At 46.9% G+C, this 13,867-nt stretch carries 11 protein-coding genes; 6 read left to right on the plus strand and 5 right to left on the minus strand.

The window, feature by feature from the left end; translation table 11 throughout:
* The first annotated feature begins 9 nt into the window (after positions 1-9).
* Positions 10-765 (plus strand): MBL fold metallo-hydrolase, encoded by a 756-nt coding sequence (locus AWQ22_RS12115; protein WP_065711247.1) that lies wholly within the window; start codon positions 10-12, stop codon positions 763-765.
* 91 nt (positions 766-856) lie between these two features.
* Positions 857-1,084 (plus strand): DUF3134 domain-containing protein, encoded by a 228-nt coding sequence (locus tag AWQ22_RS12120; RefSeq protein ID WP_065711248.1) that lies wholly within the window; start codon positions 857-859, stop codon positions 1,082-1,084.
* 84 nt (positions 1,085-1,168) lie between these two features.
* Here AWQ22_RS12120 and AWQ22_RS12125 read toward each other — a convergent pair whose 3' ends face one another.
* Genes AWQ22_RS12125 through AWQ22_RS12140 form a run of 4 tightly spaced genes read right to left on the minus strand, consistent with a single transcriptional unit; the run spans position 1,169 to position 6,386 of the window.
* Positions 1,169-2,857 (minus strand): DUF2079 domain-containing protein, encoded by a 1,689-nt coding sequence (locus tag AWQ22_RS12125; protein WP_065711249.1) that lies wholly within the window; start codon positions 2,855-2,857, stop codon positions 1,169-1,171.
* A 41-nt stretch (positions 2,858-2,898) separates the two neighbouring features.
* On the minus strand, positions 2,899-3,894 hold the full coding sequence (locus AWQ22_RS12130) for a glutathione S-transferase family protein (protein ID WP_065711250.1): 996 nt from the start codon (positions 3,892-3,894) through the stop codon (positions 2,899-2,901).
* A gap of 7 nt (positions 3,895-3,901) precedes the next feature.
* Entirely contained in the window at positions 3,902-4,924 is a 1,023-nt protein-coding gene (locus AWQ22_RS12135) for a DUF2325 domain-containing protein (RefSeq protein WP_012308010.1), read from the minus strand.
* 52 nt (positions 4,925-4,976) lie between these two features.
* Positions 4,977-6,386: a DUF697 domain-containing protein gene (locus AWQ22_RS12140; protein ID WP_065711251.1), complete on the minus strand. Its 1,410-nt coding sequence runs from the start codon at positions 6,384-6,386 to the stop codon at positions 4,977-4,979.
* Between the two features lie 195 nt (positions 6,387-6,581).
* On the opposite strand from AWQ22_RS12140, the gene ispE reads away from it, so the two are divergent.
* The 4 genes from ispE to dnaK all read left to right on the plus strand — a co-directional run bounded on the left by ispE (position 6,582) and on the right by dnaK (position 12,176).
* On the plus strand, positions 6,582-7,532 hold the full coding sequence (ispE, locus tag AWQ22_RS12145; RefSeq protein ID WP_065711252.1) for a 4-(cytidine 5'-diphospho)-2-C-methyl-D-erythritol kinase: 951 nt from the start codon (positions 6,582-6,584) through the stop codon (positions 7,530-7,532).
* A gap of 229 nt (positions 7,533-7,761) precedes the next feature.
* On the plus strand, positions 7,762-7,941 hold the full coding sequence (locus AWQ22_RS17440; RefSeq protein ID WP_062435789.1) for a DUF2214 family protein: 180 nt from the start codon (positions 7,762-7,764) through the stop codon (positions 7,939-7,941).
* 224 nt (positions 7,942-8,165) lie between these two features.
* Entirely contained in the window at positions 8,166-10,076 is a 1,911-nt protein-coding gene (locus AWQ22_RS12155) for a hypothetical protein (protein ID WP_157094624.1), read from the plus strand.
* Positions 10,077-10,247: 171 nt separating this feature from the next.
* Positions 10,248-12,176 (plus strand): molecular chaperone DnaK, encoded by a 1,929-nt coding sequence (gene dnaK, locus AWQ22_RS12160; RefSeq protein WP_012308014.1) that lies wholly within the window; start codon positions 10,248-10,250, stop codon positions 12,174-12,176.
* Between the two features lie 87 nt (positions 12,177-12,263).
* Here dnaK and AWQ22_RS12165 read toward each other — a convergent pair whose 3' ends face one another.
* On the minus strand, positions 12,264-13,841 hold the full coding sequence (locus AWQ22_RS12165; protein WP_065711254.1) for a hypothetical protein: 1,578 nt from the start codon (positions 13,839-13,841) through the stop codon (positions 12,264-12,266).
* Positions 13,842-13,867 lie beyond the last annotated feature (26 nt).

Raw genomic sequence — 13,867 nt, forward strand, 5'->3', positions numbered from 1 at the left:
GGCTGACCCATGGAATTGACATACCTCGACAGTAATAGCTGGCTCATTGAGATGGCCGGAAAACGTATTTTGCTAGATCCTTGGCTAGTGGGTTCGTTGATGTTTGGGAATACGCCTTGGTTATTTAAAGGCGATCGCCCCCAGGATCGTCCCATTCCCGAAAATATAGATTTAATACTCCTATCCCAAGGGCTACCAGACCATGCCCACATACCTACCCTAGAGCAGTTGGATCACGCCTTACCCGTTGTCGCTTCCCCTAATGCGGCCAAGATCGTGGAGTCTCTGGGTTATCAAACCATCCACACCCTAGAGCATCACCAGAAATATACTATTGATAATTTAGAAATCTTGGCTCTGAAAGGGTCTCCGGTGGGGCCAACCACTTTGGAAAATGGCTACCTGCTCAAGGATCTCAGCACTGGCCAAACGCTCTATTACGAACCCCACGGCTACCATTCCCCGGAGTTGAAGCAGTACGCTCCGATTGACGTTGTGGTGACGCCATTGATTAACCTCACCCTGCCCCTCCTCGGCCCCGTGATCAAAGGTCAAGCCAGTGCCCTACAGGTTTGTGAATGGCTAAAACCCCAGGTCATTTTGCCCACCGCCGCTGGTGGAGATGTCAACTTTGAAGGGCTGGTGATGAAATTCCTCAAACCCCAAGGTACGGTCGCTGACTTTAAGCAGATGCTCCATGAAAAACAACCCGATACCCTGGTTTTGGAGCCGACGCCAGGGAGTCCTTGTACGGTTTTGGCTTAAAAAATAACCCCATCTAAAGTCCTGCCCGAATCCTGAATAAGCTATACTAAAAAGCTGCTCACATATCCGTAGCGATCGCCTAGTTTTGACTATGAAAAATCCTTCCCTGCGCCAAGAACCTCGATACGCGCCTGCCTCCGTGATTGCCCTCGAGCAAAAGACATCATTATTAGAATGGCTAGAAGAAAACGGTCGCATTATTTACCGCGAGAAAAAAGACGACTTGATCGATGAGATGGCAGACGATCAAGACTTATCTGAGCTGATGGATGAAGACGGCTTTGAAGATGATGATGACGATGATACTGATCTCGATTAAACAGAATACCCAAAAATGAATCTCTAAATTATCTCGTTGACCCCCCCAATACCATAAAGATATTAGGGGGTAGTTTTTTTATATTCAATTATCGTTTTTACTTAAAATCGGGATCAAAGTTTGTCGATAGGCTCTCCACTGCTGTTTTGAATCAGGTGTTGAACTTTTTCCTTTTTCTAACAAAATAACGCCTTCTTTAAAATCAACAATGCCATATTCATTTTGATCAACAATTTGATCAATTACCCCAACATAATCTTTCAATCGTTGCCAATCCTCATCGAAAGCGACTTGATAACGCACTAGACGCCATAGATCTGCCACAATAAAATCAACTTTTTCGATGTTTTGTTGATCGTTTTCAATTTCGATGCCGGGTAAACGAATAATTTCTCGACGACTAGATAGATGAGGAATGATGTAGGTTGTTGCGGAGACGCTTGCATCCTGAGGAATACGGCCAATCATGCCCTGAATATCAACACTGCGAGACCATTGCTCAATCGGGGACACATAAACCCAAGGTTGTAAGGAATCCGGAATCATAAAGTAAAGTGTCCGGTTAGGATTAGCTGTGATGGTAAAAGCGATAGATAAGGTTAAACAAGTAATCCAGAATTTTTTAAAAAATGGGCTGATTTGTCGGGGATGACGGGGCTGGTTTTTCCGGAAAAAATTATTAAAGCCTTCCCCAGACCACCATAGAATTACCCCATAACAAATACCTGGTACAACGGCAAGGGCATAGCGAATATTAATCGAGAGAACAGACATCCCTTTTCCTAACAGAAGTTTGAGCAAGGGAAATCCGGCGATCGCCCAAGCACTCGGAGCCACTGCCGGGACAAAAGCAAATGGCAAAAATTGTCCTGCGAGATATTTAATTGTCCGATCAAAAGGAGTAACCAGTTCCCTAAGAAGTAACAATGGATTGGAGAGCATTGCCAATAAAATATCAAAGGTGGAAGCCTCTGCCGCGTCTGTATATTGCCCAAATCGTTCGAGCATAAATCGCTTAGAAATATCCTCGGAAAAGATCGGCATAATTAAATTAGTTAGCAGCAGAATATACCCAAAACTAAACAAACAGACCGCCGCTCCGATTTTTGGAAAACGACGACTAAGGATCATATAGGCGCCCACCCCGAAGAGAACAATACCGCTATCTTCACGGATCATGACGATCAAAGGACACATAATTCCAAAGAGCCACCACCAACGTTTTTCCATGGCTAAAAGCAACGTAAACATAAAAAGAGGCAACTGGAAATTATCGTGAAAATTACATAAAGTTGGGCCAATTACAGCATTTGCACCGTAATAGCTATAGGTAATCCAACGGGCAGGAACTGGATCTAGATAATGTCGTGCTAATAGGTACAGAACAAGACCCGCTGCCGATAGCATGGTAACTAGAAGTACGGCTAGGGTTGCAGCATGGGGAAAAAAGAAATAAATCGGCAACCACAGAAGTAGAGCAGGAGTGAAGTGTTGCCCAAGGCGATGGTAGCTGACATCTGGGACTTCCCCTGCATGAACAACATTGGTAGATAACTGTGAAGAGAGGCTACTTTGAAAAAAACGGCCATGGGCTCCATTCCACATAACCTGATTGAAGATGCCTTGGTCATAGGAGGAATAGAATGTGAAATGACGGTGCAGCACCAAAGCCATACAGATGATAAAAAAGATGCCGCTAACAATCAGGATAGGCCGCCATTCTTCCTGTTTAAAGGGGGTTTTGACGGGTCTGATGTCCTCAAGATTGACCATAGAACACTGCCTAACAATGAATCTCCAAAATCTTATCAGAGTTAGGAATCGTCGGAATTGATGGCTAAAGTGTGGCGGTCATGAGGAGATTGAAAGCGATGAATATCGATACCGAGGGGAATAATGCCGCTGGGGTTGAGAGGGAAGAGGGAGGTGTAATATTCTTGCTGGATTGTTTTGAGGGGGCAGGTAGCAGAAACACCTGGCAGTTGATAGATATCTCGTAGATAGCCCCAGAGATTTTTGTAATCGCAGATGCGGCGGCGATCGCATTTAAAGAGACCATGATAAACGAGATCAAAGCGAATCAAGGTGGTAAACAGGCGGATATCGCAGAGGGTGAGTTGGTCGCCTAGAAGGTAGCGGCGATCGCCTAGGCGTTGGTCTAACTGATCCAAAGTTTGAAAAAGTGCCGTTGCCGCTTGGTCATAGGCGGCTTGGGTGCGGGCAAAGCCACATTTATAAACGCCATTATTAACAGTGTGATAGATGAGGTCATTGAGGCGATCGCCTTCTGGTCGTAATGGTTCTGGATATAAGTCTCGCTCTGGGAATTTCGCAAACCGATTAAAGGCATCATTGAGCATCACAATAATCTCTGCGCTCTCGTTATTGACAATTTGGTACGTTTGGCAATCCCACAGCACTGGCACAGAACAGCGGCCACTGTAACCCGCCTGGCCCAATTGATAAAGCTCTTTCATGCTGCGGCAGCCCGTGGGGTCATTTTCCAGACGCCAGCCCCCCACTGACACATCGGCGATCGCCACACTCAGATCCACCACATCCTCTAGACCCTTGAGGATGCGGGTAATGGCTGTCCGGTGCGCCCAGGGACAAGTAAGGCCAATGTAGAGTCGATAACGGTTTGGCTCTGCCGGAAACTGCTCTGAACCGACCCAATGGCGAAATTGACTTTCGACCCGCTGAAAATTGCCCGTTGGGTCGCTGGGGGCCAATTGAGACATCAGGGTTTGCCACAGGCGATGCCAAACAAATTGTGCCGTTTGAATCAGAAACTTCGGGGGAACTGCCATAAAGCGATTACTTATTCCAGAGTTGCGCCAATTGTTGGGTTTTGAGTCCTGCTTCGATGGCTTCTAGCACCCTGGTCATGCCTGTGGTGTTGATAATTTCATATTTTCTGTCTGCTTTTTTACAGGCTTCCATGGCCCGCTCTGTCATGGAATGGCTAGCGTAGCCCGTGATAATGAGAATGAGGTCAACATTGGTAACCTGAGCTTCCCCCTGGGCAGAAAGTTGTAGACCATCCTGTTCGCTATACCATTGCAATTCCACCTGGGAACTGCGCAGGCGATTCTTTACGGCGGTTTGGAGGCGATCATGTCCGCCAAAAACTAAGACTTTTCCAACTAAGTCTGCATACAGTTCCGGGCGTTTATCCGATTTGCGGTGGCGGGATTTGGGTTGAATATTGGGATGGTGTTCTGTACGGGAACGGTTTTCGAGGGCTTTGTTATAGATAAAATTCAGGGTTTGTTCATGGGTTCCCCGCAGTCGCGCCACGGGGCCTTCTTCGCTGTGTTCGTTTATTTGGTTAATCAGGGCGTCAACCACTTCTTCGAGAGAACCTATTTCCTTGAGGTCATCCACATAGCCTTTGATGGCGATCGCCGCATCGGTGGCACTAAAAAAGTCTTGTTGTTCAAAGATCATATCGAGCAGATCGTCCCGGAGATCCGACTGCCAGCGTTGGACTTTTTCCCGCGCTTTTTCTTCTAAAAGTCTTTCTTCCCGGAGAACAAGCTGGGCATCGACAATTTCTGTGGCTTTTTCGGGTATTTCTGCTATTTCACGGCGAATATCATCGGCTTTTTCTTGTAATTGTTGGATTATGTCGGCATGATGATATCCCTCCGCCCGGTAGGTGCTGATCATCTCTTCGACTTTTTTGAGCAGGGGGTGCAGTTTTGCTTCCCGTTGGCGCACAATATCTTGGTATTGTTCGTCCCGCTGCTGCTGTAATTTTTTTTCTTCGAGGTGGGTCTTCGCCGCAGATAACAAATTTTCAACGGAGGCCTCTAGGTTTTCGAGTTCGATATCCATGGGAATTTAGGGGAGTTATGAATTTTATGATTTTTTGGGCTAGCTATAGATCTTAGCTAATCGTTTGGGGGGATAGGCGATTTAGGGTACCTTTCACGAAATTCCCGAAAAATTGCGATCGCTGATTTTGCTCAAAAACTCGCTTAAGAATCTGGCCGAGTTTCTCGAAATTAAGAGATTCAGAGGCAGTTTGGGGGTTTTGTTCTTGGAAATACTGGATTAAACTCAGCCCCGCAATGTGGGTTAGATAGGCAGCACTGACTCCCTGGACAGCACCCCCGGCAAGGTAGGTGATCGCGTTGGTTTTGAGCATCCCGCCGACGGCTTGGGTGGAGAGTTCCACAAGGCCAAGTTGGATCATTTGTTTGCCGAGGGTGGTGGCGATCGCCTGGGCCTGACCCAGAGAAAGACGCTGTTGATAGACCGCTCCCACATCCATAATCATTTGTCCTGTTACGGCTGCCGTGGCCAGTAAATCTAAAGCAGCGACGGGATTGGCAAAGGTCGCCCCAGCCGCCAACCACTGATATTTTTCGAGGATCGGTAAAGCCCGTTCCCGTCGGAATTGATTGAGGGTTTGCTTGGCATTGTGCTGGGTGAGCCGTGCGGTGCGCCAGATGGTTGACCACAGCAGTTGTTGTTGGGTTTCGGGCCGACTGAGGAGAGTTTGGAGTTGATGTTGTAGGGGGGCAACGACTGGATCCGGGCGTTCAAAATGTTCGGTGGCGGTGCCATCGGCTTGGATTTTTTTAACTTTGATGGCCTGAGGCGCGGCGGTGATGGGGAGGATATTTTGGGGGGCGATCGCCGGCTGACAATGGTTCCGCAGTTGGTTCAGGATCAATTCCCGTTGCTCCGGCTGATATTGATCTTGCTTGTTGAAGGCGATAAGGATTGTCTGGCGAGCTTGGTGCCAATGGTTGAGGGTTTGCCATTGGGAGGCCATCAAATCCCCATTCACCAGGAAAATCACCAGGTCGGCGGCAAAGACTTGGTTTTGGGCCGCTTGGTCATAGCTGGCGAGGTCGGTAAATAGGGGCGGTGTTTCCTGGAGGGTATAAGTTGGTGCGGTGGCTTGGAGCTGCTGAAGAAGAGTTGTTTTTCCGGTGCCCCGACCACCGGCGATCGCCACGGTGAAGTGGTCCCGTTGAAATTCTTGATTAAGGTTATCCAGGGTTTGCCTGAGGGTTGTGAAATCTTGATCGGGCACTTCTTGCTGGAGCGCCATCACCCACTGTTGGGCGTTTGCAATGGCTTGGTCAACGTCTTTTCGTTTGAGGGGATGCTGGGGATTGTCCTGGGGGTGTTGGGGCTGTTTTTTCTGCCAAAGCAGGAGGCCACCCCAGGCGATCGCCCCCCAAAATAACCATTCGCCAAGGTCGAAAATATTGCCCTGCCAGCGACCCAAAACTGCGAAAAATAAGGCTAAACCTAAACCGCCAACAAGAATGGGTTTTTGCATTGTTCTTACCCCGCCACATACAACAATTCGTCTATCTATGCTACTGCGAAAGGTGCTGGCCCTTAAGGGTAGGGGGCGATCGCCAGGGATCTTTCAAGAAATATTAAGGGTCAAGCTTGGCTCATATTGGGAGGGATTTCCAAAAAAACAAGGGAAACTAGATAATAGTCTCGATTTACTGCTTGGTACTGTGTGATGTCCGCCTATCTTCTGACTGCCCCCGCAAAAATTAATCTCTACCTGGAAATTTTGGGCGATCGCCCCGACGGGTTCCACGAGTTGGTGATGGTGATGCAGACCATTGGCTTATACGACCGGATTGAGGTGCGACAAAACCGCAGCGGCGAGATCAATCTCTATTGCCAGCATCCCGAAGTCCCCCTCACCGCCAGCAATATTGCCTACCGAGCCGCCCAGTTAATGATGATGCGCTTTGCGGATATCTACACCAGGGTGGGTGGTGGAGTTGACATTACCATCGAAAAAAATATCCCCGTGGCGGCGGGACTGGCTGGGGGGTCAACGGATGGCGCAGCGGTATTGGTGGGGTTGAATTTGCTCTGGGATTTAGGGTTAACCCAACCGGAATTACAAACCTTAGCAGCAGAATTAGGTTCAGATGTGCCCTTTTGCATTGGTGGGGGGACGGCGATCGCCACCGGACGGGGAGAAATTTTAGACCCATTGCCCGATCTCGATGGCATCCCGATTGTCCTCGCAAAGTACAGCAACATTGCCGTTTCTACCCCCTGGGCCTACCAAACCTACCGCGCTCAATTTGGGGAGCATTATTTACAAGATGCGGCGAGTTGGCATACCCGCATGACACAAATCCATTCCGGCGGCCTGATCAGAGCCATTCAGCAAAAAAATATCCAGGCGATCGCCCGCGAACTCCATAACGATCTCGAAAAAGTCGTTTTACCCGAATTTCCCCAGGTGCAACAACTGCGTGACTGCTTTACCAAACATGGAGCGATCGGCACGATGATGTCGGGCTCCGGTCCCAGTGTGTTTGCCCTCTGCGAAACCCTCGCCCAAGCCCAAGCCCTCAAAGTCCAAGTTGCCCAAGAATTAAACGACCCAGCCCTCGATCTTTGGGTGACGCACATTGCCAGCCCCGGCATCCAAGCGGACTTCCGTTAACTTTCCATGACTTAAAATAGTCACTTTTGAGTAAGTCCCTAAAATAACTAAGAGGCAATAAAGCAAAAAGCAATCTACCTGAAAGCAGTTAGATTGCCCCCATATATGCTCCCTATCAAATCTCTTCAATGTTATTTATAGCATCATGATTATTAAGTACTGTTGTCGCTTATCTCCACTATCTCAGTTTAATGCTTAGTTTTGCCGCCCTATTTGCGAAATCTCTCTTTTGCAAAAAAGAAATATCCTAATTGTTGGTATCGCAGATGATGTATATGGCATTGCAGCAAGCACTATTATTATGAAAATTCTCCGGGTGCTTTATTTTGCCAAAGAACCAGAATGCTACCTTCTTCACACGCTTTTCGTCCAGAAAAGCGCTATCTTTATTGTGGTAGGACTACTCTAAAATCACTTTCATTTTCTGGTTAATCAAAGACTTAATTAAAGAGCATTCCCCGCAATTATTCTCACCTAATATACTCTCATTACCTGGTCAATTTGCACTGAATTTTCGGATTTTGGCTCATTCTCCTGATAGCTAAACTTACGACACGAGTAACGATATAATTAATATCAACTACTCGTAAATATCCTTCCTCCAGTTTGGATTTTCCTCTTTGAGCTTGTAATATGGATAAGTTAACGTTTCTTTGTTTACTATTTTTAAGTAGCTTGGGGGCAACATATTTTCTTTGGTTTATTTGTCACCTCAATGGCCAACTATTATTTTATGGCCTCCATCTATGCAACAAGAAATGGCAGCCTAATACAAGTACAATTACCTCTCCCAGGCTGGATTGCTTTTATTTTAGGCCACTAGGCTTGACAGCGGTATACTTAGTTGGGGCAATGCCAATTGCTGTCTTAAGTTTATCAACAGCCTATCTTAATCATTGCTTTAATGCTTTCTATGGAATAGTAATCCTTGAATTAGTCTTTGGACTGGTATTTTTATTATTGCCAAATACTCAACGAAAGGCTTTTGATCTATTTGGATTTCACTTAATCCAACGCCATCGTCATTTGGTTATTTATACGAGTATTTGGTGCCTTGTTTTTTCAATATGGGTCATGGTTACTCGTCATTCTAATTTAGATACCTTGGTATTAAATACAAACCCTGATTTTTGGGCCTATGTTCGTCGTTATGGCGCAATGACTACAACTAATCTAAATTTTTATGGGATGACGGATAGTTTTGAATTTCCTGACAATTCTGCTTGTGCCTATTTTCTTGGTAGTCCCAAAAAGTTTAGTTCATTTTTAGGGGCAATAGTTTCGTATCTATTTTCTGATCTATCCTTTGGAATTACAGTATTTCAAGGCATGCTAGGAGCAACTCTATTCATGGCCCTTTTTAAAGACTGGTGTGCCACTCCCCTTGACCAGAATCAGTCCTTGAATTTAAGTGATCTTGCTTTAGTGATTTGGGCAGTTTTTTCTCCCCAATTATATTGGCTTTTAGTAAGTGCTTACTTTTCAAATACCTTGTTTATTATTGTCATTTCCTTGGTTCTTCGTCAAGCCCGAAATGCCTCTTTACATGAGAATTTATTTAATGCCCAAAATTTCCTTTGCTTGTTTTGCATTCAAGTAGTTGTTTTTTCTTTTTATCCAGCATTTTTGCCAATTACTATTGCTGTATATTTTTGCACAACTTTAATTTATTTAAAATACAGCGAAAGAAGTCTAAGCCAATTATTTTTTGATTACAGCAAATGTGCTGTTTTGATTTTGATTTGTGGCTTGATCTTTTATAAACTGTTCAATTCTCAATTTATTCTTGATGAAATTCAAAAGAGCATTAATCCACTGAAATCCCATGGAACGAATTTTGTACCCCTTAATCCCTGGAGTCTTTTTCAAGAAAAGCCGAAACCTATGGGAGCAAACAAGGATTTTGGTGTTTGGTTCAATGTGGTTTTAGGTTTATTATTTAGTGTCTATTGCCTTTGGCAACTCTATCGAGCCTACAGCCGCAACAAAGATTTTGTAATTAAACGTGATCTTTTGGCTGGTTGTACTGGTATGGGTTTATATAGTTTCTATTTACTGGCTTATATTCCATTAGAATCCACCTATCGTCTTGGGAAAATCGCCATCAGTCTCATTTATCCCCTCGGAATTTTTGCTTTGTTACCAGTTGTGGTTTGGTTAAAGGATTATTTCCGCCAACAGGCCAATTGGCAACGCCAGGCTGTTTTGGGTTTGGCGATCGCCCATGTTGTTTTCCACATTTACAAAATTACTGATGCGACGACGTTCCCCTCTGGTCAGGTCACCATGCCTAGCCCAGCCCAACAAAAAGAACTGTCGCAGTTAAACTCAATTACGATTATCGGTTGCGAACAGGTACACCAAAGTCAATTTTATGAACGCCTTGTGGGATTGCAAGTAGCTAAGCAAAACCCTCATCTTCAGGTAAATGTAGTCAATGAGCCCGCCAACCTGACCCCAGATATCATGGGCGATCGCTTAGTATTCGGCCAAATTATTCCTGGGCCAACCCCACGCTACAATGCTTGCAAGTTCGATTTTTAAGTTCCAAACCGTCCCCACAGGTTCGGGAACCTACACTATCAAGATCCTTAAATCGCACAGCACTATAGGAATAGTCATATGAACGAACCTAGAATATCTAGTCGTCATACTTGCACCAATATTTGAAAGTCTTATTCAAGTTAAATCGCTGATCTTTGGAGTCACACTGCTATGGGAAAAGTCGTCGGTATTGACCTCGGAACCACCAACTCTTGCGTATCCGTTATGGAAGGCGGTAAGCCGACTGTAATCGCCAACGCAGAAGGATTTAGAACTACCCCCTCCGTCGTTGCCTACGCCAAAAACGGAGACTTGCTCGTAGGGCAAATCGCCAAGCGTCAAGCCGTGATGAACCCTGGCAACACCTTTTACTCCGTGAAGCGTTTCATCGGCCGCAAACACAGTGAAGTCAGCAACGAATCCACCGAAGTTGCTTACAAAGTAGAACGCGACAGCACCGGCAACGTCAAAATTGATTGCCCCGCCAAAGAGAAAAAATTCGCCCCCGAAGAAATCTCTGCCCAGGTGCTCCGCAAGCTGATCGAAGATGCCAGTAAGTACCTCGGTGAACCCGTTACCCAGGCTGTTATCACTGTTCCTGCATACTTCAATGACTCCCAACGCCAAGCCACTAAGGACGCCGGGAAAATCGCCGGGGTAGAAGTGCTGCGGATTATCAACGAACCCACCGCGGCCTCCCTCGCCTATGGTTTAGATAAGAAGAGTAACGAAACGATCCTCGTCTTTGACCTTGGTGGTGGAACCTTCGACGTTTCCATCCTGGAAGTCGGTGACGGTGTCTTTGAAGTTCTCGCGACTTCCGGTGATACACACCTAGGTGGGGATGACTTCGACAAAAAGATCGTTGATTTCTTAGCCGAAGAATTCCAACGCACCGAAGGCATTGATCTCCGCAAAGACAAGCAAGCCCTCCAACGTCTGACCGAAGCTGCTGAAAAAGCAAAAATCGAATTGTCTAACGTTACCCAAGCGGACATCAACCTCCCCTTTATCACCGCAACCCAAGATGGCCCGAAGCACCTCGACATGAGCCTAACCCGGGCGAAATTTGAAGAGCTTTGTGCTGACTTAATCGACCGCTGCCGCATCCCCGTTGAAAACGCGATCCGTGATGCCAAACTCGACAAGTCTGCCATCGATGAAATCGTTCTCGTTGGGGGCTCTACCCGAATTCCCGCCGTGCAAGATGTCGTTGAGCGCGTGCTGGGTAAAAAGCCCAACCAGACTGTGAACCCCGACGAAGTTGTGGCGATCGGTGCGGCGATCCAAGGTGGCGTCCTTGCGGGTGAAGTTAAAGACATTCTCCTCCTCGACGTTACGCCCCTATCTTTGGGTGTAGAAACCCTCGGTGGCGTGATGACCAAGATTATTCCGAGAAACACCACCATCCCGACCAAAAAATCAGAGGTCTTCTCCACCGCTGTTGATGGTCAAACCAACGTCGAAATCCATGTCCTGCAGGGTGAACGGGAAATGTCCAAGGACAACAAGAGCCTTGGGACCTTCCGTCTCGATGGCATTCCGCCGGCTCCCCGTGGTGTACCCCAGATCGAAGTAACCTTTGACATTGATGCCAACGGTATCCTGAACGTCATGGCGAAAGACAAGGGCACTGGTAAAGAACAATCCATCAGTATTACTGGTGCATCGACATTACCGGATGACGAAGTAGAACGGATGGTTAGCGAGGCAGAGGCCAATGCCGCAGCAGATAAGGAACGCCGCGAAAAAATTGACCGCAAGAATCAGGCAGATTCCCTCGTTTACCAAGCTGAAAAGCAACTCGAAGAGCTCGGTGACAAAGTGCCCGCCGACGACAAGAGCAAAGCTGACCAAATGATTAAAGATCTCAAGGAAGCGGTTGCCCAGGAAAATGATGAGAAAATCTCGACATTAATGCCGGAACTGCAACAGTTGCTCTACACCATTGGCAGCAACATCTACCAACAAGCTGGTGGTGATCCTTCCGCCGCAGGGTTTGACCCGAATGCGGCAGCGGGTGGCGCTGCGCCCGGTGGTAGTGGCGGCAACGATGGTGGGGACGATGTCATTGATGCAGAGTTCTCTGAAACCAAGTAAGCGATCGCCATTGTGATTTCAATCGTATTGGCAATGTAAATAAACAGCGGGGGTAAGTGATTTACCCTCGTTTTTTTATGGGTGAATTTAACGGGTCATCTGCCGCAGGGCACGGGTTTGTTCCAGAATGTCTTCGACATCTTCTTCAGAGAGTCTCTCAACATAATTAATCTTGACTTCTTCAAGGAGGTCATTGATCAATGATTCCATTTGGGCGAGGCTTTCTTGGCCTTGGATCTCGGAGGTGATGCTGCTGGTGAGTTGGGTTAAGAGTTCTTCGAGCAGTTGTTCAAAGACAGGGTCTTCTTCGAGGACTGCTTTGAGGGTGTCTGCGGTGACTTGATAAAGTTGATGGGAAAGTTGTTTGGCCAGGGTGCCTTTAAGATCGCCAATGCCGGGCAGCATCTGTAAGCCTTGGTAGGCAGGGGACATGGAAATGACTCGATCCAGGGTATGGCGAATAACGGCTTCGGCTTCGGGCTGAATTTTGGGTAAAACTTGGTGGACTAAGAGGTTGGCCATGAGCTTTGCGAGCTCGACGGGTTCATTGATATCGTTTAGATCGACATATTCTCGGCTGGTGGTTTGGGCCAAAAGAGTGGCAAATTCACCCCGGTGGATGGAGCCTTGGATTTGATTGATAATCCGAATGACAACGACTTCGGTAATATCTTCGGCGATGCCAGCAACAAAACCTTGACTGGCTTGCTTTTGGATTGCGCTGAGATCAATAAGGTCGGCTTGATTGAGACGAACGATCACAGGAATCACTCGTAACCAACGGAAAAGAGGAATCAGCAGAAAGATATCGTACCAACGCCAGAGCATGGCATCAAACCAACTTACGCCTGTGCGACGCCGACTGATGTACCAACTCCGGGCCAGAAATTCGAGGAGGAAAGCGAGAAAGAAGGGAAAATCGAGAATGCCAAAGTTATCAATGTATTTGCCATTTTCGCCAATGGGACGGAAATAGTTGGTTTCTAGGAGGGGTTCGATTTCGCGTTCGTAAAAGTTGAATTCTTCACGCCAGCCATTTTCTGAGAGATATTCACTGCTCCAAAAGAGTTGAAAGGCATCTTTGGAGGAGGCAGAGGCATCGCCAAAAACGTGACGACGCATCCGGTTTTTAATCTTCTCAAGGGTGCCTGTTTTGTTGGCGATTTCAAAGGGATTGGTATCCACCATCTCAACGCTCAGTTCCCGGAGGTCGGCAAGGATGGCTTCTTGTTCTTGGTTGTAGCGGCGGAGTTGGGTGGTGATGTCTTGGCGATCGCCAGAGCCGACAATGCCATTATTTGAACCTGTAGACCGGAGGGTCAGATCGTTAATCTGCTGAATTTTTGCTTGGAGATCTTCGACCCGTTGGAGATAGTAGGCGGTATCGCGATTTTCTTCGATGCCCTTTACCCAGTCATAGGCGTGGGTTACATTAACCGGGAGAATGCGCACCGGCTCGGCGGGAAATTTCCATTCATATTTAGCGATGCGTGCGTAAAATTGAACTCGGCCCTGTAGCCAGAAATTACGCAGGGGGATGTAACTCAGGTCAAAGAGGACTAACACCAAATTAGCAGAGGCCAAGAGAGCCATACCCCGCTCAAAAAGCAGACTGGTACGATTACGTTTGGCACGGCCGGGTTGTCTGCGTGGTGCAATAGTCATGGTAAATTAAGGGCGATTTTTTGTGA

Origin of the sequence: Picosynechococcus sp. PCC 7117, from assembly GCF_001693275.1 — a bacterium.
Classification (GTDB): domain Bacteria; phylum Cyanobacteriota; class Cyanobacteriia; order Cyanobacteriales; family MRBY01; genus MRBY01.

Bases quoted from the DNA above. Each gene is read 5' to 3' on its own strand.
- AWQ22_RS12125 (WP_065711249.1), bottom strand. From the start codon at position 2,857: ATGGTCAATCTTGAGGACATCAGACCCGTCAAAACCCCCTTTAAACAG.
- AWQ22_RS12155 (WP_157094624.1), top strand. From the start codon at position 8,166: ATGGATAAGTTAACGTTTCTTTGTTTACTATTTTTAAGTAGCTTGGGG.
- AWQ22_RS12140 (WP_065711251.1), bottom strand. From the start codon at position 6,386: ATGCAAAAACCCATTCTTGTTGGCGGTTTAGGTTTAGCCTTATTTTTC.
- AWQ22_RS12165 (WP_065711254.1), bottom strand. From the start codon at position 13,841: ATGACTATTGCACCACGCAGACAACCCGGCCGTGCCAAACGTAATCGT.
- AWQ22_RS12130 (WP_065711250.1), bottom strand. From the start codon at position 3,894: ATGGCAGTTCCCCCGAAGTTTCTGATTCAAACGGCACAATTTGTTTGG.
- dnaK (WP_012308014.1), top strand. From the start codon at position 10,248: ATGGGAAAAGTCGTCGGTATTGACCTCGGAACCACCAACTCTTGCGTA.
- AWQ22_RS12135 (WP_012308010.1), bottom strand. From the start codon at position 4,924: ATGGATATCGAACTCGAAAACCTAGAGGCCTCCGTTGAAAATTTGTTA.
- AWQ22_RS12120 (WP_065711248.1), top strand. From the start codon at position 857: ATGAAAAATCCTTCCCTGCGCCAAGAACCTCGATACGCGCCTGCCTCC.
- AWQ22_RS12115 (WP_065711247.1), top strand. From the start codon at position 10: ATGGAATTGACATACCTCGACAGTAATAGCTGGCTCATTGAGATGGCC.
- ispE (WP_065711252.1), top strand. From the start codon at position 6,582: ATGTCCGCCTATCTTCTGACTGCCCCCGCAAAAATTAATCTCTACCTG.